Source organism: Haloarcula sp. CBA1129 (assembly GCF_008729015.1).
Classification (GTDB): Archaea; Halobacteriota; Halobacteria; order Halobacteriales; family Haloarculaceae; genus Haloarcula.
On record NZ_RKSM01000003.1, the window covers coordinates 297,638 to 317,056 of the forward strand.

At 52.6% G+C, this 19,419-nt stretch carries 14 protein-coding genes; 5 read left to right on the forward strand and 9 right to left on the reverse strand.

What is annotated here, in order from left to right; genetic code table 11:
* Positions 1-53 precede the first annotated feature (53 nt).
* The 4 genes from Har1129_RS19160 to asnB all read right to left on the reverse strand — a co-directional run bounded on the left by Har1129_RS19160 (position 54) and on the right by asnB (position 6,311).
* The gene (locus tag Har1129_RS19160; RefSeq protein ID WP_191906219.1) at positions 54-1,010 is read right to left on the reverse strand and encodes a glycosyltransferase family 2 protein; all 957 of its coding nucleotides are present in this window, start codon (positions 1,008-1,010) and stop codon (positions 54-56) included.
* A gap of 64 nt (positions 1,011-1,074) precedes the next feature.
* Entirely contained in the window at positions 1,075-2,865 is a 1,791-nt protein-coding gene (locus Har1129_RS19165) for a hypothetical protein (RefSeq protein WP_151102419.1), read from the reverse strand.
* A gap of 235 nt (positions 2,866-3,100) precedes the next feature.
* Positions 3,101-4,291 (reverse strand): glycosyltransferase family 4 protein, encoded by a 1,191-nt coding sequence (locus tag Har1129_RS19170; RefSeq protein WP_151102420.1) that lies wholly within the window; start codon positions 4,289-4,291, stop codon positions 3,101-3,103.
* Positions 4,292-4,421: 130 nt separating this feature from the next.
* A complete protein-coding gene (gene asnB / locus Har1129_RS19175; RefSeq protein WP_225307872.1) occupies positions 4,422-6,311 on the reverse strand; it encodes an asparagine synthase (glutamine-hydrolyzing) in 1,890 nt (629 codons plus the stop codon).
* Between the two features lie 270 nt (positions 6,312-6,581).
* On the opposite strand from asnB, the gene Har1129_RS19180 reads away from it, so the two are divergent.
* Complete coding sequence (locus tag Har1129_RS19180; protein ID WP_151102421.1) at positions 6,582-7,751, forward strand: glycosyltransferase; 1,170 nt, start codon at positions 6,582-6,584, stop codon at positions 7,749-7,751.
* 67 nt (positions 7,752-7,818) lie between these two features.
* On the opposite strand, the gene Har1129_RS19185 is transcribed toward Har1129_RS19180, so the two are convergent.
* The 4 genes from Har1129_RS19185 to Har1129_RS19200 form a co-directional block, all read right to left on the reverse strand.
* On the reverse strand, positions 7,819-8,754 hold the full coding sequence (locus tag Har1129_RS19185; protein WP_151102422.1) for a DUF1616 domain-containing protein: 936 nt from the start codon (positions 8,752-8,754) through the stop codon (positions 7,819-7,821).
* Positions 8,755-8,854: 100 nt separating this feature from the next.
* The gene (locus Har1129_RS19190) at positions 8,855-9,697 is read right to left on the reverse strand and encodes a glycosyltransferase family 2 protein (RefSeq protein WP_151102423.1); all 843 of its coding nucleotides are present in this window, start codon (positions 9,695-9,697) and stop codon (positions 8,855-8,857) included.
* 379 nt (positions 9,698-10,076) lie between these two features.
* The gene (locus Har1129_RS19195) at positions 10,077-11,924 is read right to left on the reverse strand and encodes a hypothetical protein (protein WP_151102424.1); all 1,848 of its coding nucleotides are present in this window, start codon (positions 11,922-11,924) and stop codon (positions 10,077-10,079) included.
* Between the two features lie 402 nt (positions 11,925-12,326).
* Complete coding sequence (locus tag Har1129_RS19200) at positions 12,327-12,608, reverse strand: winged helix-turn-helix domain-containing protein (protein ID WP_151102425.1); 282 nt, start codon at positions 12,606-12,608, stop codon at positions 12,327-12,329.
* A gap of 784 nt (positions 12,609-13,392) precedes the next feature.
* On the opposite strand from Har1129_RS19200, the gene Har1129_RS19205 reads away from it, so the two are divergent.
* Complete coding sequence (locus Har1129_RS19205) at positions 13,393-14,025, forward strand: hypothetical protein (RefSeq protein WP_151102426.1); 633 nt, start codon at positions 13,393-13,395, stop codon at positions 14,023-14,025.
* A 57-nt stretch (positions 14,026-14,082) separates the two neighbouring features.
* Here Har1129_RS19205 and Har1129_RS19210 read toward each other — a convergent pair whose 3' ends face one another.
* On the reverse strand, positions 14,083-15,228 hold the full coding sequence (locus Har1129_RS19210; RefSeq protein WP_151102427.1) for an alpha-D-ribose 1-methylphosphonate 5-triphosphate diphosphatase: 1,146 nt from the start codon (positions 15,226-15,228) through the stop codon (positions 14,083-14,085).
* 601 nt (positions 15,229-15,829) lie between these two features.
* On the opposite strand from Har1129_RS19210, the gene Har1129_RS19215 reads away from it, so the two are divergent.
* From Har1129_RS19215 to gfo6, 3 genes are all read left to right on the forward strand, one after another.
* Positions 15,830-16,933, forward strand: a complete 1,104-nt coding sequence (locus Har1129_RS19215; protein ID WP_151100351.1) for an IS630 family transposase — start codon at positions 15,830-15,832, stop codon at positions 16,931-16,933.
* Between the two features lie 26 nt (positions 16,934-16,959).
* Positions 16,960-17,844, forward strand: coding sequence for an IS1595 family transposase (locus tag Har1129_RS19220; RefSeq protein WP_151102428.1), 885 nt, complete (start codon positions 16,960-16,962; stop codon positions 17,842-17,844).
* Positions 17,845-18,113: 269 nt separating this feature from the next.
* Positions 18,114-19,184, forward strand: a complete 1,071-nt coding sequence (gfo6, locus tag Har1129_RS19225) for a D-xylose 1-dehydrogenase Gfo6 (protein WP_151102429.1) — start codon at positions 18,114-18,116, stop codon at positions 19,182-19,184.
* Positions 19,185-19,419 lie beyond the last annotated feature (235 nt).

Genomic DNA, 19,419 nt, shown 5'->3' on the forward strand with positions numbered 1-19,419 from the left:
CAGCGGGTAAAAACACTACCAGATGGCTATGCAGAGCATCTATTTGAACTGACTCATTTCGTAATTGCTTCATTTTTAACCGAGTTGAGAGTCTTCATTGCGCTTTTCGCCGGTTTGTAGCTAAATCTGCCCCCGAGCGCAGCGAGTGCGAACATCCACCTGTCAGTTCGAAACGGCCAGTAGTACACTGATTTAAGTAGTTGTGTTCTCGCATCGGAGTATGCTCTGGCGCGTAGCGCTTCCTGTCCAAGAATGAACAGCAGTGACGCGAGGAAGGCCCGCTCATATTTTCGTCCGTACCGCGCAGCGAGCGCCCGGTGTTTCTCGACCATCAGCGGGTAGGAAGTGTCTCGTTTTTCAGTGTAGTTGTTACTGATTCGGTCTGTACCTTGCGGGCAATCCCGACGTGTCAATGCTTTCGGGATGACACGAAACTCAGCGTGTAACGAGAGTCGTATCAGCCACTCTCTATCTTGCCAGCTGGGAAACCGCTCGTCTGGGAGGCCAGCTTGTGGGATAATATCTGTCGCGACCATCAGTGTCGAGAATTCACCGAATGACTCACCTAAGAGGAGCTCTTTTGTCACGTTCCCTTCGGTGGTAAAGATAACCTCCCGTGTGTAGTCTCCGTAATCATACTCACAGCCAGTGTAGACTACGCCGACGCTGTCAGCGCTCTCTTCCATCTCAGAGGCCTGTCGAGCAATCTTCTCCGGGTCCCATTCATCGTCGTCATCTAACAACGCGATGTACTCCCCATCTGCCCGTTGAATTCCTGTGTTCCGTGCCTGGTTCGCTCCTCTGTTCTCTTGATGACGGACACAGTTGATTTCGATACCCTTTAGTGACTCTCCAGCAAGTGTATCAGCTGCCGGTTGCGGAGAATGATCGTCTACAACGATGAGTTCGATGTTTGAGTACGTCTGATCTGCGACGCTCCGTGCTGCACTCCGAAGCTTGTCCGGTCGTTTGTATGTTGGGAGGACAACGCTGACGAGAGGATTTGGCATATAACTGGTGGTGGTTTGGGGTATCAAAGTAAAGTTAGTGTCTGGCTATGCGTCACCTTGCTGGCTAATTTTGGGGCGTCACAGACCAGCCAGTGAACCCACCATTGGTGTAAACCTTGTTTGCTGTCGGATCGTTGTGCATCCTCACCAGACTGTCTTCATCATAACGGAATAGATACTCCTGTTGGTCTTTTGTATAATACGAAGCAGTGTGCTGTTTGACATCGTGTGTTTTGGTGACGACGTAGCCTCGGCCGAATGTGTCAGCTGCAATAACATCCGGACTAAAATAGCCAAGATTCCGTGGCAAGTTATTGTCCACACCGAAACTCTGCGGGTAGTAGCGCGGATGGTTTGTACCCAAGACGAACGCTTCCATCTTGTGTGACGTATCCATCGCATGAATAGGAACCCCTTCATCGATATTCGTTGCCATGAATTGAGACCCGTCATACTCTGCGTAGGTCATGTGACGGTTTGGCTCGTAGGCAGCGTTTGCAGCGAGACAGGCGCTCAAAAGCACGAGCACCGTCAAGCAAACCGTGATTACTGAGTGCCGCCTGACAGCGCTATTGATTAGCGCCAGCCCGACAAGGACTGCAGCGAACAAGAGTGCGTATCTGTTTATTCTGATTATTCCTTTCACGATAAGATTGCCCAAGAGGAAGGTCGCTGCGACACCGATCCCCGCGACAAAGTGAACCGAACCGAAGCCCCACTCGTACTGCATTTCCTTGGAGAGAAACCAGTACAGCGTGAAAAGGACGAATAACCCAGCGATAGCGAAGTAAATTGTGGTCGAGCCGTACAGCGTGACGAATTTTTCAGCGAGTTCCACCGGGGAAAACTGGACGGACCCCGCTCGCTGCACCTCTCTAGCCGCTGGATTCACGTCATCTTGCGACGCAACGACTTTTATTATAGCCTGACGCGTCTGACCGAAGTTGGTGAGCCAAGCGAATAGGAGCGGAAGGAAGGCCACGCCAAGTCGCGGGCTGAGTTGCGGGGTGGACGAAAGGGAAAGCCGTCCGAATACCCCGGAGTAAACCGAAGTCAACAGTAGTATACCCAACATAAACAAGGTTGTCATCGGGTGCGAGTAGATGACAAACAAACCAAATAGGAGAATCAAGAGAAGATACTCATTGTCGTTGCTCCGTCGATACAGTTCTGTGAGCGTGAGTAAAACTGGGACGACCATGAATGAGTTCATGGCCGGATGGTTTGAGAGATGGAAGGTCGTATACAGGAGTGTGCTGCCAGCTGCTAATCCAGCCGCTAGACTCCCTCGTTTATCAGAAAGTGTCTTCACAAGGACCCCGATTCCGATAATCTGGAGCGTCGTAAACAGCAACGCTATCAGATATGGCATCGCGTCCATCGGGACACCTAGCATTGCCATCTCGGCCATCAACACATGTTCGCCCGGGTACCAGATTCCCGGAAGTGAGCCGGTTTCCAGAATCGCCCTGACGTCGCCGATGTGTTGTAACGCGTCTGCCGTTCCCTGTCCATAAAACCGATAACCGCGGGCTTTCGGAAGAAAAAAATACAGCGCATAGTTTGAAAGCACGAGGCCAAGACCATGTCGCCAGTACCTCGTTTGCGTAATAGCTGCTGCTATCAGTGTCAATATTCCACCAATCAGAACCGAATAGAAGGCGAACCAGAACAGGTGGGATAGTCCGTCTACCAGCGAGGTTTCATATCCGGTTACCGGTTGAATGGACAGGAAAAGCACGGTCTCGAGGACAAGAATCCCGGACAAGAGTATGACCAGATATTCCTGTATATCGCGGTTGGCGAACTCAAAGCTGTCAAACGACTCCTGATCAAGGTTAGTCTCGTGACTCATTTATTCCCCTTCTGACCTGCCACACAGCGTGATGTCAACTTCTTGTGCAGTCTTATGTACAGTAGATATTAAGTAATCAGCAACTAATGCGTTTGAGACGATCACTCTCATCGAATTCAGGCCACGGACAGCGCCAATAAACCACCTAAGAAAAAATGTTGGTTGTTTTATGAAATTGCGACAGTGGCATAGAACTGAGCAACCTGAACCAGTCGGGGCTCGATACGCCATTCGTTCAGAGTTCGTCCTTAATCACGGGCGCGGGGCTGCTGGTTGACTCCGTTTTTTCTTGAATCACAGAGTCGCCGGTTTCAGCCACTTGGCCCAGTATTTGTGTCGTTGCTCGCACTGTTTCTTCCCAATTGTACCGCGTCGTGACTATTTCTCGACCGTGCTCTCCGAGTTCTGAGAGACGGTGCTGGTCGCTAAGTAAATCAACAATCGCTGTCGCGAATCCCTCAGCATTGCCGACTTGGACTGCTTCTCCAGTTTGGTTAACTATTTCCGAGGTCTGCTCAAGATTGCTGGCAACGACTGGTGTTTCACAGGCTAACGCTTCGATAACTGTCCGTGGAAACCCTTCAGTCCGACTCGGAAGCACAAAGAGGTCCGCTGCTCGGAATACCGAGGGCATTTGCTGATATGGAACACGGCCCAAAAATTCCACAGCATCTGTAAGTCCTTTATCAGCAGCCGTCGATTCAAGACTGTCTCGAAGCGGGCCATCGCCGCAGAAAAACAGCGATGCGTCTGGGCACCGATCTCGTATCGTATCGAACGCATCTAATACGTCCTGGGGCCGCTTCCCGTCGACTAAGCGGCCGACAAATACAATTGCCTGACCGCTCTGGTTCGCGATACGGGGATAATCTCGTCCAGTAGGTGAAAAGCGGCTGGTATCGATCCCGTTGTTTACAACCGCGATGTCAGCGTCGACACCAAGATCACGGAGTTTAGATTGCTCAACATCGGTGTAACAAAGCGTGATGTCGGCCGAATCGTATGTCCACTTGCCCAGCGTACGTAGGTGTGCACGCGAGAACCAGAACGGACCTCGTTGTGAGTTGAGACCATGGCATGTGATTGCAACTGGGATATCAGCCATTCGGCAGTACAGTGCGGCCACGTTACTCGAAAAAAACAGGTGAGAATGGGTATGAACCACGTCGTAGTCTTCCACACCACGCAAATCACGGACAGTATTGGCGAAGATTTGATTCCCGAGGAGCTCTAGCTTCGGCGGTTGTTTGATCAGAGTGTACCCGTTCTGGTCAGTGACCTCTCGCTCTTCGACATCGTCCGAAACAGTCAATACGGTGACCTCGTGGCCCATCGCAGCCTGATCGCGGCTCAGGGCATGTATGTGATATGGCGCACCACCGACGGTTTCAGGAAAGATATCTTGCGCGACCCGGAGTATGTGCATTTATTTCGGCCGATCATTACAGGTAGACGGGTATAGTTAATAGTCCGATTTTTTGAGTAATACGCCTCTATAACCGGTTCGCGACACCAAATTGTGGCGTGCGATCACATTGAATCTTGACTTCGTTTGCCTATTCGAGGACTCCCTGTTCTTGCATGCGCAGAGCCCAGTGTTTGAAAACGTATACCGTCCAGAGGAACCGCGAGTGGTCGTGGTTTCCATTGAGATGCTCCTCGAATAGATTTAAAACCGCAGCGGTATCGAGAATGCCCAAATCGGTAGAACGGACCATCGAGACGAACTCGTCTGCGAGTTCGTCTTTGAACCACTCACCGATCGGCATGTCGAAACCGTGTTTGCTTCGCTGTAAGATAGACTCCGGCAGCACATCATCGAAGGCTCGTTTCAGCACGCGTTTTCGATCACGGCCAGTTAGTTTGTGATCTGTTGGGAGACTGAGTGCATACTCAACGACATCAGTATCGAGGAACGGAACACGTACTTCAAGTGAATTGTACATACTGGCCTGGTCAACTTTCGTGAGCATTTGATCTGGGAGCGACAAGCGGGTGTCAACAGCCTGTATCCGTGCCAGACTTGCCTGATCAGTCAGTTCGGGCGATATCGCGGCGTGCTGTGTCCGGAGGGTGCTCTGCCCAGCTTCGATTGGGTCAACGTTCGTGACGGACTGGATAGCTTGGTCATCGGATACACGCATTAAATCGAAGTGACGTTCGGGAACCGATCGCTCTCCACTTCGGTTTATGAACCACTGTCCTTTGTATACGGCGTCTCCGATTGCAGTCCCACGCGAGGCTGGTAGCGCATTCACAGCCGGTTCAACGGCGTATTTTCGTATTTGCGATGGCAGCGCTCGATAGTATTTTGACAGGGACTCAACCCGGTACTTATCATAGCCAGCAAACAGTTCGTCGGCACCGTCCCCTGAGAGTGCGACCTTGACGTTATTTTTCGTGGCTCGAGACACAGCGTAGCTCGGCATCAGTGCCGGATCAGCAAAGGGTTCCCCCAATTTATTCAGAACATCCGGCACGGATTCACGGACGTCATTGGCTGTGAGCGTGATCTCGTGATGATCGGTATTGTGGAAAGACGCCACCTCTCGTGCCGCCCAAGACTCATCAAATCGAGCTTGGTCGAAACCGACGGTAAACGTTTTTATCGGCTCATCGAGTAACTGTGCCATCGTCCCGACGATTATTGTCGAATCAATTCCCCCGCTGAGGAACGCTCCAAGTTCAACATCAGCCATCAGACGTTTTTCGACCGCCGATTCGATGAGCGAGCGTAGGTGTGAGGCAGCAGTGTCAATGTCAGGGTCGCGGGGAGTGATCGATGGCTCGTGGTATTTGTCGCGGTCGATACCGTCGTCGGATATGAGTATCCGCTCGCCGGGTTGGACCTTCGAGACGTTACGGAAGGCCGTTTTTGGTGCCGGGATATAGCCGAATGCGAAGTACTGAGCAAGTGCGTCTCGGTCGATGCCGCCGAGTTCCATATCGCTCTCGAACAGGGAACTGAGCTCGGAGGCAAACGCGAGCTTGTCGTCCGTTTCGGCGAGAACGAGCGGCTTGATACCCATCGGGTCCCGGGCCAGTAATAAACGGTTTCGATCACTGTCCCACAGAGCGAACGCGAACATTCCGTCGAGTTCGTCGACGAAACTTGGACCTTCTTCCTCATAGAGATGAACCAGCACTTCCGTGTCGGTCTCAGTGGTAAACCGGTGTCCAGCGGATATGAGTTGATCTTTGAGACGACCGTAATTATAGATCTCCCCGTTGAAGATGACGGTTACCGTACTGTCCTCGTTATCGATTGGCTGTCCGCCGCTCTCGGGGTCGATAATACTGAGTCGTCGGTGTGCGAGTCCAACGCTTCCATCTGTAAAAATTCCGTCATCGTCAGGACCTCGATGACGCTGACAGTCGTTCATACGTTCAAGATCATCAGTTACAGGTGAGCCAGATCGAAGATACTGACCACAGATTCCACACATTGCTCACGTAATCTACACCGGTGCTCAAAATTATACCCTCCCTACACGGACGAGTTAGATGGATTATTCTCCGCGCTATGCTACCTACGTCTGGTCTGCTAGTTCGTTGTGTCACTCTCATAGAGAGCAGTCCGCCCCCCAATACACGACCTGCCGAGTTGGTTCGAGAGATTCGAACCAACGAAATCACTACCGAAAAGTCAGAAACGCACACCGAGAAACGGTGTAAGGTGAGTATAAACAAGCCCTCCCACACAGATTGTGAAACTAATGGTAAACACTGGGCCGATAGCGTTCTTCGTTCCCTCTCTGACAGTCGGTGGTGCTGAACGTGTGACCGTTTCTGTCGCGAATGGACTCTCGAAGCGTGGATATGAGGTAGATCTTGTGGTGTCGTACAACGAGGGAGATTTCCGGTCCGATGTTCTTGGGAGTGTAAATATGGTTGACCTCGGAACACGGCGGATTCCAGGGATAGGAATCGGTGCGAGCATTCCCGCTTTCGTGCGATATCTGTGCCGACGGTCTCCCGAGATACTTTTCTCACAGATGACATATGCTAACGATATTCATATGATTTCACAGGCGCTATCTGGGTCAGATACTGTCACAATCTCGACAATTCATAACACGCTCGGGCTGCAGAAGGGGTCGAAAGAGAAGCTCGTCCAATGGTTGCAGCGTCGCCTCGCCCATCAGTCGGACCAGTTCGTCGCCGTCTCTGAAGGTGTCGCCAACAGCGTCGTAGAACACGTCGGCGTCGGCCGCGAGAAGGTGGCCGTTCTCCACAACCCAATCCCAGTCCAAGAGGTACAGGAGCGGGCAGAGGAATCGGTGGATCATCCATGGACCCACTCGCCGAACCTCGACGTTGTTCTCGGTGTCGGACGCTTAGAGAGAGCGAAGAACTTTGAGTCGTTCCTCCGCGCTTTCAAACGGATCCATGCTGCTCAACCGGACACGCGTGCAATAGTTGTGGGTCGTGGGTCGAAGCGGACCGAACTCGAAAGGCTCGCAGCCGAGTTGGGTATCGACGATGTAGTTTCGTTTCCCGGTTTTGTCGACAATCCCTACGGCTACATGGCGAGTGCCGATGTCCTCGCAATGTCTTCAATCCACGAGGGTCTGCCGACCGTCCTCATCGAGGCACTTGCCTGCGGATGTCCAGTCGTCTCAACCGATTGTCCCAGTGGCCCAGCAGAGATCCTCAAAGACGGTGAGTTTGGCCCACTCGTGGATGTCGATGACGATGAAGGACTTGCAGCGGCCATCCAGACGACGCTCGACGACCCACTCCCGAGAGATGTGCTGGTTGAGCGTGCGACCGATTTCGCCCCGACAGCCGTGATCGATCAGTACGAAGCGTTTATTCGAAACGTCGTGTCTGTGGAGGGCACCAATAATGTCGGTAGCCGTTCCGAGCCACTCACCCCGTCATGAGTTAGGCTGTCCTACAATAATCATCAAACTGTCCCAAACCGACCTGCAGGTTCCTGTCGTTGGTAGCTCACGTTACATCGACCCAGATGTGGGTCTCACGGTACGCATTTTCAGCTGTGGGTTGATCCGGGAGGCCGCCCCTGTACAACAGATACGTCAACCGCAAGCGCTCCCCTTCCAGTACTGGCGTAACCGTGTGACGTTGCAGCCAGCGGTCTCCAGTCGCAGTCCGGTTGTTATAACTATCAAGCCGTGTCCGCTCGGTCACTTCTCCAGTCGGCGCGACTCTGGCCAACTGCACGACTACGACGTACTCAGTTGTCTCCATTTCGTGGTTGGTGACAGTGAAATACATCTGTTTGGACTCGCCCATCGCGATCTGTTCTGGGTAGCCACTGGCCTCCAGATCGCTAGCCTCACTCTCGGTCAGCAGCCCAAACTCTGTGTACGCTTCGCCGCGTTGTGGCTGAGCCGCGACCAATGTTACACTGGCGAACGTGACAAGAATCGCCACGCTCACAGCGATAGTTCCTAACTGTATTCTCTCCCCGTCGGAACGTCCACTGGCTGCCTGTGAAGTTCCAGAGGGCATTGAGGCTTGGCCGAGGCCCGTCGGAGCCCTTTGGTGGCGTCGATACCATGCGATCCCGGCTGTCACCACAGTTACGATAGCAAGGGCAGTAATAACTGGTGTTGGGTGAATCGGCCACGGTGTGAACTCAATATTGACTCCAACGATGATTGCCAAACAGATACTCGCCGCAACTGAGTACAGTAGCCGTTCGGTGGCAATCAATCTGTGATTCTCGTACTCCGGGTTCCAAGTGGGAAACAGCGACGCGACCACGGCATAACCCGGGACGAATAGCAAGAACGGGAGCGCGATGGCTGCGAGAAAGACTCCTTCAAGAGACGAGAGTGAAGCGAGGAGCACAACCGCTGTGTACCCAACGGCAGCAAGCAAATCCACAGTCGCTGGCAAAGTATCAGACCACCTTCCCATGCGTTCCGCTCACGCCTACGCTGTAATAAGTAACAACTGCATACCGGCGTTTGATTACGTCGCTTCCGGACCAGAAACGACGTACACCCATCTTGAGTGGTTACTCCGGTTCTGTTCGGGAGAGATACTTTTGTTGTAACCGCCAGATGCACCCATAAAGTAACAGAAGAGATAGCTTCGGGACGAACGAGCTGTATCTGATTCCGCTCGACTCGTCGCCATAAAGCGCCTCCATCGGCACGTCCTGAACAGTCATTCCATTGGCGTCTAACTGAATGAGCATATCATTCAGGAACCCATAATCGTCGAACAGGTCGTTCAGCGAGAGTGCCTCCAGCGCCGTCGCAGAGATCGCAGTGTATCCGTTCTGTGGATCGCGCATCTTCCAGTGTCCGCTGGCCATCTTTGTCAACAGCGTGAGAAGAGCATTCCCGAACAACCGCCAGTTGGACATCTGAGTACAGTGACGGCGGGATATCAGTCGGTTGCCTTTCGCGTAATCCGCTTCCCCCTCGACGACCGGGTCGAGTATCTTCTCAAGGATGTCCGGGTCCATCTGGCCGTCGCCATCAAGGACCGCAACCACGTCCATACCGCTTATAAGCGCTAGCTCGTATCCAGTTTGTACGGCGGCCCCGCGACCACCGTTGGTCTGATGGCGGACTGGGACGATCCGCTTGTCGAGGAACGTCTGACTTTCAGAGATTGTTGTCCCGGCCCCATCGGCCACAACTATTTGTTTTGAAGAGTCGCTAGAGATACCTGCCTGTTTTTCCTCGGTGTCGACGTATTCCTTGATTTCAGTCCACGTGCCATCTGTCGAGCAGTCGTCGATAACGAACACTTGGTCAACGTACTCCGGAAGTGAGTCAACGACCTCACCGATGAACCCCTCTTCGTTGTATGCCGGAACGACGACACCGACAGTCGAGCCTTTATACACGCTATGTCCTCCTTGAGAGTGAGGAATGCTGCTTCGCTTCTGTGAGTTGTACAGCACAGTTGTGTTGCTGGAGCGAGTTCACTACGGTACGCACAGAGCGACTGAAAAAGGAGCGGGTTATCTCGGGTCGCCTTTCATGCCAGACCCACGCTCCAATAGCAACCTCTGGTTCAGTGATAGTCATGGTAGGTTGTAGGGCCGCTTACCGGCTACCAACAGGGCCCTCTCTGTCGCCGCATTGGACCAATCAATCTATTGTTATTCCTTACTTTCCAAGGTTAGCAGTCATATACAGTGAACTGTCGGGTCGATAAATATCTCGTTAGGCCGATTCCGAAACGTGCCTGCGTCCGGCGATTACTGTTGTTAGGGGGAGTGGTTATTCGAATTGCTCCTGATACGTCGTCCTGATATCCGTCTGGCGACTGGCGGTTAACTTCTCGTACGACTTTCCGTACGTGTCGTTTGCTAGCTCGTCCCAAGATTCAATTCGGTCACTGGACTCAGTCTGAAACTGTGCATCGAAGTCTGCTTCGACCTTCTGTTGAGTTTCAATATCTAACCCAGTGAAATTGAAATTATCGCCAGGTTTCACATCGGCACCGTACTCCTGCCGAGCGATCTCCTCACGCGTCCGAACCTCTGTAGCCGCAAGGCCCTCGGCAAACGGCTGACGTTCGTGAATCTCCTCGATCTGGCGCTTCGTTTCACCGCTCACCTCATCATAGTAGAGTCCGTACTTGTCCTGGGTTATTTCATCGAGAGAAGCGCGGTCTCCATCAGAGACACTGGTACTTCCGCTGGAACCGCTGGACTCGCCGTCTTTTGCCCATGACGGCTTGACCGACATGGCTGTTGACGCACGCGCGTCTCCTGAATAAATGCCGTAGACGTACGTCTGCAGGCTCAGTGGTTCCACAGGGTAGTCCGTCGAGTCAGTTACCGTGTATTCGATTTCGAACCGAACACGAGTCGATTCGCCGGGTGCAAGCGTCACGTTTCTGTCGACTCCGTAGGCCTCCGGTCGATCATCGTCATCGCTGTCGATGCGGTGCTGGATCGATTGGGATCCCGTTATCTCACCCGTGTTCGTCACATCGGCGGAAAACACAGCCGTATCGCCGACATACAGGACATTCGGTCCCGCCAGATTTGACACGTCGAAATGACTGTCCTGTACCGTCATCGAGACGGTATCTGTGTCGTTAGCAGTTCCAAGTGAATAGTTGTGTGTCCCGCGGCTCAAACTCGTCGTATTCACTCCAATGGACACCGTTCTCGTTTCGTTGGCAGCAAGTGAAACAGAGCGCGAATAGGTGGTGTTCATGGACTCACTGCGGAGTCTGACAGTGTCGGTCCCGTCCACGTCACCAACGTTCTCGACGATTGCTGAGACATTAGCAGTGTCTCCTTTCGTTACGTTGACCGGTACGGTCGTATTCTGCACCCGGAACGTCGCCGGTTGCTGGACACGGAGTACCCCGGTCGTTGTTGTGTTACCGGTGTGGACTTTGTATTGGTATCGTCCGGGTGCCAGATCAGCGGTATGGACCGTAGCAGTGCTCATCTTGCTCTGGCCGGCCGCAAGCGAGTGGACGTTCTCGTTCAGCAATTCAGCGTCGGAGTACTGGCCGTTTTGGTTCGCATCGATAGCGATTCGCACTGTCTGGACGCCGCGATATGCACCGACGTTGGTCAGATTTGCTCGGATAGAGGCGTTCGTTCCACGGACTATGGTAGCGTTTTCGGTGGTGTCGGCGAGTACGAACGTAGGCGGGGTGAGGACAGCCACGCTCCCGGTTGATTTCGGGGACGATGATTCACCGACGGTAACGGCGTACGTGTATTCCCCGGAGCCGAGTTGACCGGACTCGACAGCAAACGTCACGTCCGTCGGTTCTGCAGCCGAAACCTCGACTTGTTTTGTTGCTACCGTTTCAGGTGGCTGTTGGTCTCCGTCCCCGTTCAATCGTAGTGCTACTTGTTGCGTTGTCGTTTCCGATCCCACGTTTATGATTCGAAGTTGCACACGCAACGGTTCATCTGGCCGAATTTCGGTTGGTGCCTGCACAGTGCGGATCTCCATTTCATCCTCGCCCACAGTGGCCCCAGAATCCGCCGGCACATCAGCGAAGCCACCGATTCCAAGCCCCAGCGTAGCGCCTCCAAGGAGTAACAGTCCAGCGGCGCACCCGATCAATAATTTTCCGTAGCCTATGGACAACATGCGTACGCAGGTAGGTTACAAATCATTATTGTTACGGCCGCTATACCCGCCAGTAGACACTCTTTGCGTTCAATCTCTAAGAATAGCTTTCTTCAGGGGGATGTCTCGGGAGGGGTAGCGTTCGTTTACCACCGGACACATCCGTCAGGATGGGAACTTCCAGCCATAGTCGTAGTAAGCCGATACCGTTCGTTGACGTCTCGATTAAACGACTGGGGTTACCGAATCTATGGAGAGCACACCGTATTGTGAGAGAATCATAGAGTTAGTGTGACGGAGTAACGTCTACGCGAAATACTCATATCGGTTTATAAATTCAATTCGAATCGAAACGGGAGATAGAGATGGTTCTAAGTCGACGCAGTTGTGCGATCCTGTCAGCCCGAGGCCGAGTCGCGACAGTTACGCCATGTTCTTCCGCTCGATTGTTTCCCAAATATTGACACCCTTCTCGGTGATGTCGTACACGCGGCCTTTCTTCCGATCTTCCGAAACTAATAGGTCAACGAGTTCCGATTCACGGAGCTCCTGCAGGGCGCGTGAAACATGAGCAATGCTCATTTCCCTGTCGTCCGCGATTAACGACGGTGTCGCAGGGCCTTCTGACAACCGACGGAGAGTCTCGACTCGATACCGTGAACTGATTACGTAGCTCACTTCGTCCCACTGATCAAAGTCTGCCATCGTATCTATTCGTATGCACGAGTGTACCAGCTACCTTCTTTGGACACAGACTCGTGTACAGTGATATTCCATGTGCCTATGGTTAATTGTTTCGCTCGTGTCTTTTGCTCTCGCTTCGTAGCCATACACGATTTTGGTTGATATACTGAGTATGTGGTGAGTAATATCCCTCTTCCACTCTGTTCACAAAAACGCGTATTTCATCTACGTGCTCAGCCATTAGACAGCAACCGGTCAACAACAAAGACTGCGAAGTCCGTAAGGCTCCAATTCCTGACGACAACCCAGAAGAGAATGTATTCGGGACCTTCGCCCGTACGGGTGCATCTCTTCGATACAGATGGCCGTTCAATTGCAACTCATAAGATTACGTTACTGGAACAGCTCACAGAAACGGTGGATATACGCTACAATTTATCCGGTACAATTTCGAGGATTTCAGTTGCGTTTACCCGCAATATTAGAGTGTCTAGGCGATTATGGCAGGTATTCCACGTATTTTTCGCATCTCAGTACACACTGAGGCAGGCTTTCAGTATGGATCATCAGATATCGAGTCGAAGAACGCTGTTACTCCCGGAATACCCAAACAACTACTCACTACCCCTGCGGTAATCAAAGAAAAATTATCTAACCAGTCACATAACAAAGTATTAAGTGGCAAGGTGATGTTGATTTGAAATGCTGGCTGACAGCGTAACGCTCCGTCGATACAGCCGGGGGGCTGTGTGAGCGCGATTCCAGACGGGTGGACGATGTCGCAGCACACAGGAAGTGGGTAAATATGGGAGTCAAAGACACCGCACAAACGAAAGCAGAACCGAATAATGAACTAAGCGACGAATCTGTCCCGGTGCCAAAAGGAAAGGAAAGCAGTACCGACCAGACGGCGCCGCAGGAGCAGGACGAATCTGGTGCATCTCTAGATGTTATTTTTGAAATACTGAAAAACAGCCGTCGGAGAGAGGTCCTCCACTTTCTTCGAGAACGAGACGAACAGGTCTCTCTTGGAGAACTCGCAGAACACGTCGCAGCCATCGAGAACGAAACCACAACTGATGCGTTGACATCAAGTGAGCGCAAGCGCGTGTACGTAGGATTGTACCAATGCCATCTCCCGAAGATGGACGACATCGGTGTCATCGATTTTAACCAAGACAGAGGGCATATCACCCTTACCGAGAAGGCCAACGACTTTGAAGAGTACCTTGACCGCTCTGAAGAGGAGGAAGGAGAACAGTGGTATCAGTATTACGCGGCTGTCTCGGTGCTGGGTGCGATGGTCCTAGCCGCCTCTGTCGCCTTCTCTCTTTCCGGAAGCACGGTTTTAGGTCTGTTTTCTCTGGTAGTAGGTGTTGCAGGGGCATGTTCGGTGTATCACTGGTCAGTTGAACGCGAAAAGGCAGACAGCGAGTAGTCCGATAAGAACGGTTTGGTTCGCGTGCAGTTTTACTCGGTAGACGTCACGAGTAGGCTATGCGGAGCGATAGACTTCGTCGCCGGCAACAAATGTTCGTGCTATCGATGGAACCGGGTCTGGGTCAACAATAATAAGATCGGCCCTTGCCCCGCACTCCAATCGGCCACGGTCGTACAGGCCGGCAGCAGCAGCTGGTGCAGTAGACACACGTAACACCCGGTCTGTGAGAGAATCACCGTTTTCGATGAAAACAGAGCTAAGCAGTGATTGCGGACGAAAGTCGCTACAGAGGATGTCGACAACACCGTCTCTGATTGCCTGAGAAGCGTCGAGCCCGTCCCACAGGCTCCCACCACGAACCACATTCGGTGCGCCCATCACAACGGCCAAGTTTAGCTCGGTTGCACGCTGTGCAACACAGTGGGAGAGCGGATATTCACTGATATCCACTCCGATAGCAGCGGCGTTGTCTACACTCGAGACGCTTTCATCGTCGTGTGAGGCGACTGGGATATTTCTATTGCTCGCCAGCTCTGTGATCTTTCGGGCACGTGAGATTATCTCTGCTTCAGAGACACCAGTGCGGCATTTTTCGAGAGTCTGAAGGCTTGTTTCTGAGGTCTCATCCGGGAGATTATAGCGTTGTGCAAGTGTGTTTTCGCCAGCGTACTGGCCTGTTCCGGGAATGTGTGAAACAAGGGAAACGAGATCTCCTCCCGATTGAATTTCTTGCGAGACGGCGTCGACGGCCGTTTCGTTGGTGAGTTCACACCGCAGATGGAGCCTGTTGTCGACCCTACCGCCGGTTTCACGGTTAAAATCTCGGATATGCTCAGCCAAGCGACGGGCTAATTCGATGCTCCGGTTATCATCTGGAACGTCTTCAAATGCAATGGCATGATACTTTGTCGTAACTCCCGCGCTGGCATTTGCAATATCACACCGATCCAGACCGACAGTCGTATCCACGCGCTCACCAGCTCTCGGAAAAAGGTGCTGTTCGATATCATCACCGTGGAGATCAACCAATCCGGGAAGGACATATTTCCCCGTCGCATCAATATCTGGAGAATTATGAGATTCGGCTTCCACTGAGACGATTTTTCCATCGGAGAAGACTACTGTCCCATCCTCAATTTCGGTGGTCGGCGTAACAACAGTTCCTCCCGAAATCAACGTTCGATTTGCATTGTTGTTCATGCGCTGTGACTCCCTGTAAGATGCGCCAATGTGTTTACAAACGACTTCCCCAAAACATCAATATACGCTTACTACGGCTGCGCCACAGTCGGATATAGAGTACATATTTATATGTAATTGACAGCCATAGCTGTTATAATAAATGAAATAATGGAAGATAGGCTGGTCAATCAGCATTATTGGCTGATAAAGACGAACCCAGAGCATTCTAGCAATTCTCAAAGGTTGGAATGAGGCATCAATTTAGAGGCTTTAAACCCACTTAGTGTTTCAGGTAGTTTATATAAATGTCATCCCATAGCAAATTCTAAGTTATAATTATATAATACCTTCATATAGTAGATATCTTGACAGTGGTTCTGGCGGTTTCATATCTATTAGGATATACTTACCAACATAAGACTGTGTTAGCTGTCTGAACGAGGGTGTTTGAGCAGTGATTTCTGTCTATTTTTCCATAGTCAGAGAGAGTATAATAGCACCTACGCTCTTCTGTAGAGGATTGTTGGTAAGCTCTCAGCAGTAGCTGGAAGTCGTAGCGGGCAAGGGTGGCGCGATAGTGGCTAGTGGAAGTTATGAAGGTGGAATATGATGTATGAGTATGTCTGGAGATCGCCGCAAAGAGATCGTTCGTCACCTCAGTGAGGACGATCTCGATCGACTCCTCACAGAGTCTACGGATGAGAAACTCACTGAGCGGCTGATCTTCATTAAGCGGCTGTACAAGGGGGCGACCCTGGAGGACGCTGCCGACGACGTCGGCAGGTCCTCCGCAACAGGAACACGCTGGGCTCGTCGGTGGAACAAGGGTGGTCTCGGACTTTTGATGCCGAACTTCGGGGGCGGCAGGCCCCCGAAGCTCGGCCCAGCCCAACGAGAACGCCTCCTGGACCTGCTCCGTGAGGGCCAACCCTGGAAGAAACAGGAGATACAGCACCTCATCAACGAGGAGTTCGACGTTGAATTTCACCCAGCCCACCTCACTACATTCCTCGAAAAGCTCGGCCTCTCCTACGCAATTCCACGGACTAAGCGTCCATCACGGCCAGAGAATGCCGAAGAGATCCTCGACGAACGCGTCAGCGACGTGTTCGACGAGGGGTCTGATGAGCCCCACAACAAACGCGATGGAGACGACGAGGAAGGCTGGGTCGTTGACGAAGAGATCCGTACGGACGGTGGAACTGTACTTGGATTCCTCGACACATCGCATCCGCAACCGTGGGACAACTCACAGCGACTCTACACCGTCGACGACCCTCACATCACCCGACCGCTGGTGAAGTTAGACGAACCAGCGGTCGGGTTCTATGCACTCTCTGGTGAGAGTGTACTTCAGTTTCCAACCACTCAGGAGAAAGAGCGAATTTGCGAGTGTCTCGAGGGGATCCGCGAGCAGAATCCGCTGGCTCGGATTCTGCTCGTTTTGGATAACTTCTCTTCACACGTGTGCGAGTATACACGCAAGCGAGCCCATCAACTCGGGATTGACCTCGTGTTTCTCCCCGTTGGCTCACCGGATCTCAACCCAATCGAGCAGGTCTGGAAGAGTCTGAAATGGGAAGCGTCACCGTTGATTGTGGAGAACGCGGCAGAATACCGCGCTCTCCTCACCGAACTCTTTGAGAAGCTCACAGCTCAGCTGAGTTTCGCGGCCTCTTGGATCGACAATCATCTCGGCAGTTATCTTCAAAAGTTACGCTAGGTACTAACGCGCCACCCGACGAAAGCATGATTCCACTCAAGACGTTCGTCTCGGAGCGTCGCGCCGCGAATCTGCTGGCACAGATTCGCTGGCGTGACGGCGTCTATTGCCCGCGCTGCCGTACCGAATCGCTGATTCGGCACGGCAGCTATCGGCTCTATCAACGGTATCTGTGTAAGGATTGCGGCCGCACGTTCAACGACAAGACTGGCACAGTCTTCGAGTACTCGTCGATACCGCTCAGGAAGTGGTATCTCGCCGTCTACACCTACATCCGGCTAAATACGAGTATTAGACAACTGGACGCTGAACTCGCCGTCACCTACAAGACGGTCTACCGGCGCGTCCAGCGCTTCCTGCGGGCGCTGGACGCGCCTCGGCCACAACTCGAAGGGCCAGTAGAAATCGACGAACTGTACGTGAACGCCGGGAAGAAAGGCCGCGAGCGCGACGGTCGGTCGCGCTCGCGTGGCCTGTCCACGCGTGGGCGTGGAACATATCACGAGGACAAGCCGCCAGTGTTCATCCTCGCTGACCGTGGCACTGGTGAAACGTATGTCCACCCGGCGAAAGCCGCCGATGAATCGACGATTCGACTCCTGCTCGGCGACCGCCAGCAGGAGTCGCTGACTGTCTATACCGACGGCTTTCGGGCCTACGAGCCACTTGACTCGGACGACGCGTTCGACCGCAAATACGTCGTCCACGGGGAGGGTGAATACGCTGACGACGACGTTCACGTGAATACCTGCGAGAGCCACGCGTCGCTGGCGCGACGGTGGCTCTCGCCCCATCGGGGCGTCTCCAAGGACAAGCTCACGCCGTATCTCAGAGGACTTCAGCTACGCCAGCGCGTCCGCCGAAAACCCGGCGAGGAAGCGCTCAAAATCATCTTGGAAACTGCGCTATGAGGCCACCAACAATCGCTTACCCAAGAGCGTAGCACCTAACTGAAGAAGGCCAATTATAATTAGATTACAACACAGAACAGTGGCTGACTCCAGCGACGTGACCCACTCACCAGCAATTGGACGTGGAAAGGACAAAACCTCAGACGTCATCAAGCACCGTCGTCGAAAACCAGAAGTTGCGGTGAGACTCAATGGGCTACTACCACCGAGACGGTGTTTGTGTGTCCAGAATCCGAAGATTTTAGCACCAAGGTTTAAAATAACTTTGTATGAAAGACTGGATTGATACCTATAACGAGCGTGACTGGCAAACCACTACCGACGGAACGGTCCGATATGCACTGTTAGGCCTCGGTTGGTGGACGATTGACCTTGCACTCCCCGCGATTCAGGACTCTGATCTAGGTGAAGTTACGACGTTCATCAGTAGTTCCACGGAGAAAGCTGAGCGTCTCGCCGATGAGAACGACGTGGACCACGGGATCAGTTATGAAAAGTTCCATGACGGAGAGAAAGCAGATGCGTTCGATGCCATCTACATCGGGACACCGAACGCCTTGCATCTGGAGTATGCCGAGACAGCCGCGGAGTTAGACAAGGCGATCCTGTGCGAGAAACCGATGGAATCGACAGTCGAACGGGCGCAGGAAATGGTTGAAGTCTGTGAGGCCGCCGCGGTACCGTTGATGATTGCCTACCGGATGCAGACTGATCCCGCTGTTAGGCGTGCAAAAGAGCTCATCGATGACGGATTCATCGGTGAGCCAGTATCCGTGTACGGCAACAATAGTCAGCCCTTGCTTGAGATGAATCCGAATACGGACCAGTGGCGACTCGATCCAGAGCTCTCGGGCTACGGTACCTCAGTAATGGACTTAGGGATTTACTCGATTAACACGACTCGGTTTCTGCTCGACCGGGAGCCACTGGCGGTGCAGTCACAGATGGATTCGCATGGAGACGCCTTCGAAGACGTGCCTGATGAACGCTCCGGGGCGTTGCTTGCGCTGGAAGACGGTGTCAAAATGGTCACGACCGACAGCCAGAACGCCCACAGTGATACACAACTGAAAATAACTGGGACAGACGGGCAAATCGAATTCCGTCCAGCATTCCACGGAAAGGCGAAACTTCACATGTCTCGAAATCAGACTACAGTAACTGTCGAGCACGACAATTTTGACGCGGAGTACGAAATGCGAGAGGAGTTCGACTACTTCGCCGACCGCGTTCTGACTGATGCTAATATTGTCCCGGACGGCCGCTACGGTCTTCAAGATATGCGGATCATCAGAGCGATTCACAAAGCCGCCGAGAGCGGCGATGTCGTCGAACTGTAACTGAATCGCTCCGAGTTATCTGATGCCATCGCTGACTAACTGTCCTGAGAGTTGTTCAGGTACCGATAACGGCTACGTGTTATTCCAGTCAAGGCGGAGTACAGCACTATCGTAGTATATTCTTTCAGATGTATTCCCGAGTAAATGAGTCCACTCCGCTGCCCTATCCAGAATTGAAAATCTGTTTTGGCAGCCATAGTTAGCTGATAGTCGCAACGAAGATTTACTACATATT

Coding starts and splice junctions, on each gene's coding strand:
- Har1129_RS19160 (WP_191906219.1), bottom strand. CDS start 1,010: ATGCCAAATCCTCTCGTCAGCGTTGTCCTCCCAACATACAAACGACCG.
- Har1129_RS19165 (WP_151102419.1), bottom strand. CDS start 2,865: ATGAGTCACGAGACTAACCTTGATCAGGAGTCGTTTGACAGCTTTGAG.
- Har1129_RS19170 (WP_151102420.1), bottom strand. CDS start 4,291: ATGCACATACTCCGGGTCGCGCAAGATATCTTTCCTGAAACCGTCGGT.
- asnB (WP_225307872.1), bottom strand. CDS start 6,311: ATGTGTGGAATCTGTGGTCAGTATCTTCGATCTGGCTCACCTGTAACT.
- Har1129_RS19180 (WP_151102421.1), top strand. CDS start 6,582: ATGGTAAACACTGGGCCGATAGCGTTCTTCGTTCCCTCTCTGACAGTC.
- Har1129_RS19185 (WP_151102422.1), bottom strand. CDS start 8,754: ATGGGAAGGTGGTCTGATACTTTGCCAGCGACTGTGGATTTGCTTGCT.
- Har1129_RS19195 (WP_151102424.1), bottom strand. CDS start 11,924: ATGTTGTCCATAGGCTACGGAAAATTATTGATCGGGTGCGCCGCTGGA.
- Har1129_RS19200 (WP_151102425.1), bottom strand. CDS start 12,608: ATGGCAGACTTTGATCAGTGGGACGAAGTGAGCTACGTAATCAGTTCA.
- Har1129_RS19205 (WP_151102426.1), top strand. CDS start 13,393: ATGGGAGTCAAAGACACCGCACAAACGAAAGCAGAACCGAATAATGAA.
- Har1129_RS19210 (WP_151102427.1), bottom strand. CDS start 15,228: ATGAACAACAATGCAAATCGAACGTTGATTTCGGGAGGAACTGTTGTT.
- Har1129_RS19215 (WP_151100351.1), top strand. CDS start 15,830: ATGTCTGGAGATCGCCGCAAAGAGATCGTTCGTCACCTCAGTGAGGAC.
- Har1129_RS19220 (WP_151102428.1), top strand. CDS start 16,960: ATGATTCCACTCAAGACGTTCGTCTCGGAGCGTCGCGCCGCGAATCTG.
- gfo6 (WP_151102429.1), top strand. CDS start 18,114: ATGAAAGACTGGATTGATACCTATAACGAGCGTGACTGGCAAACCACT.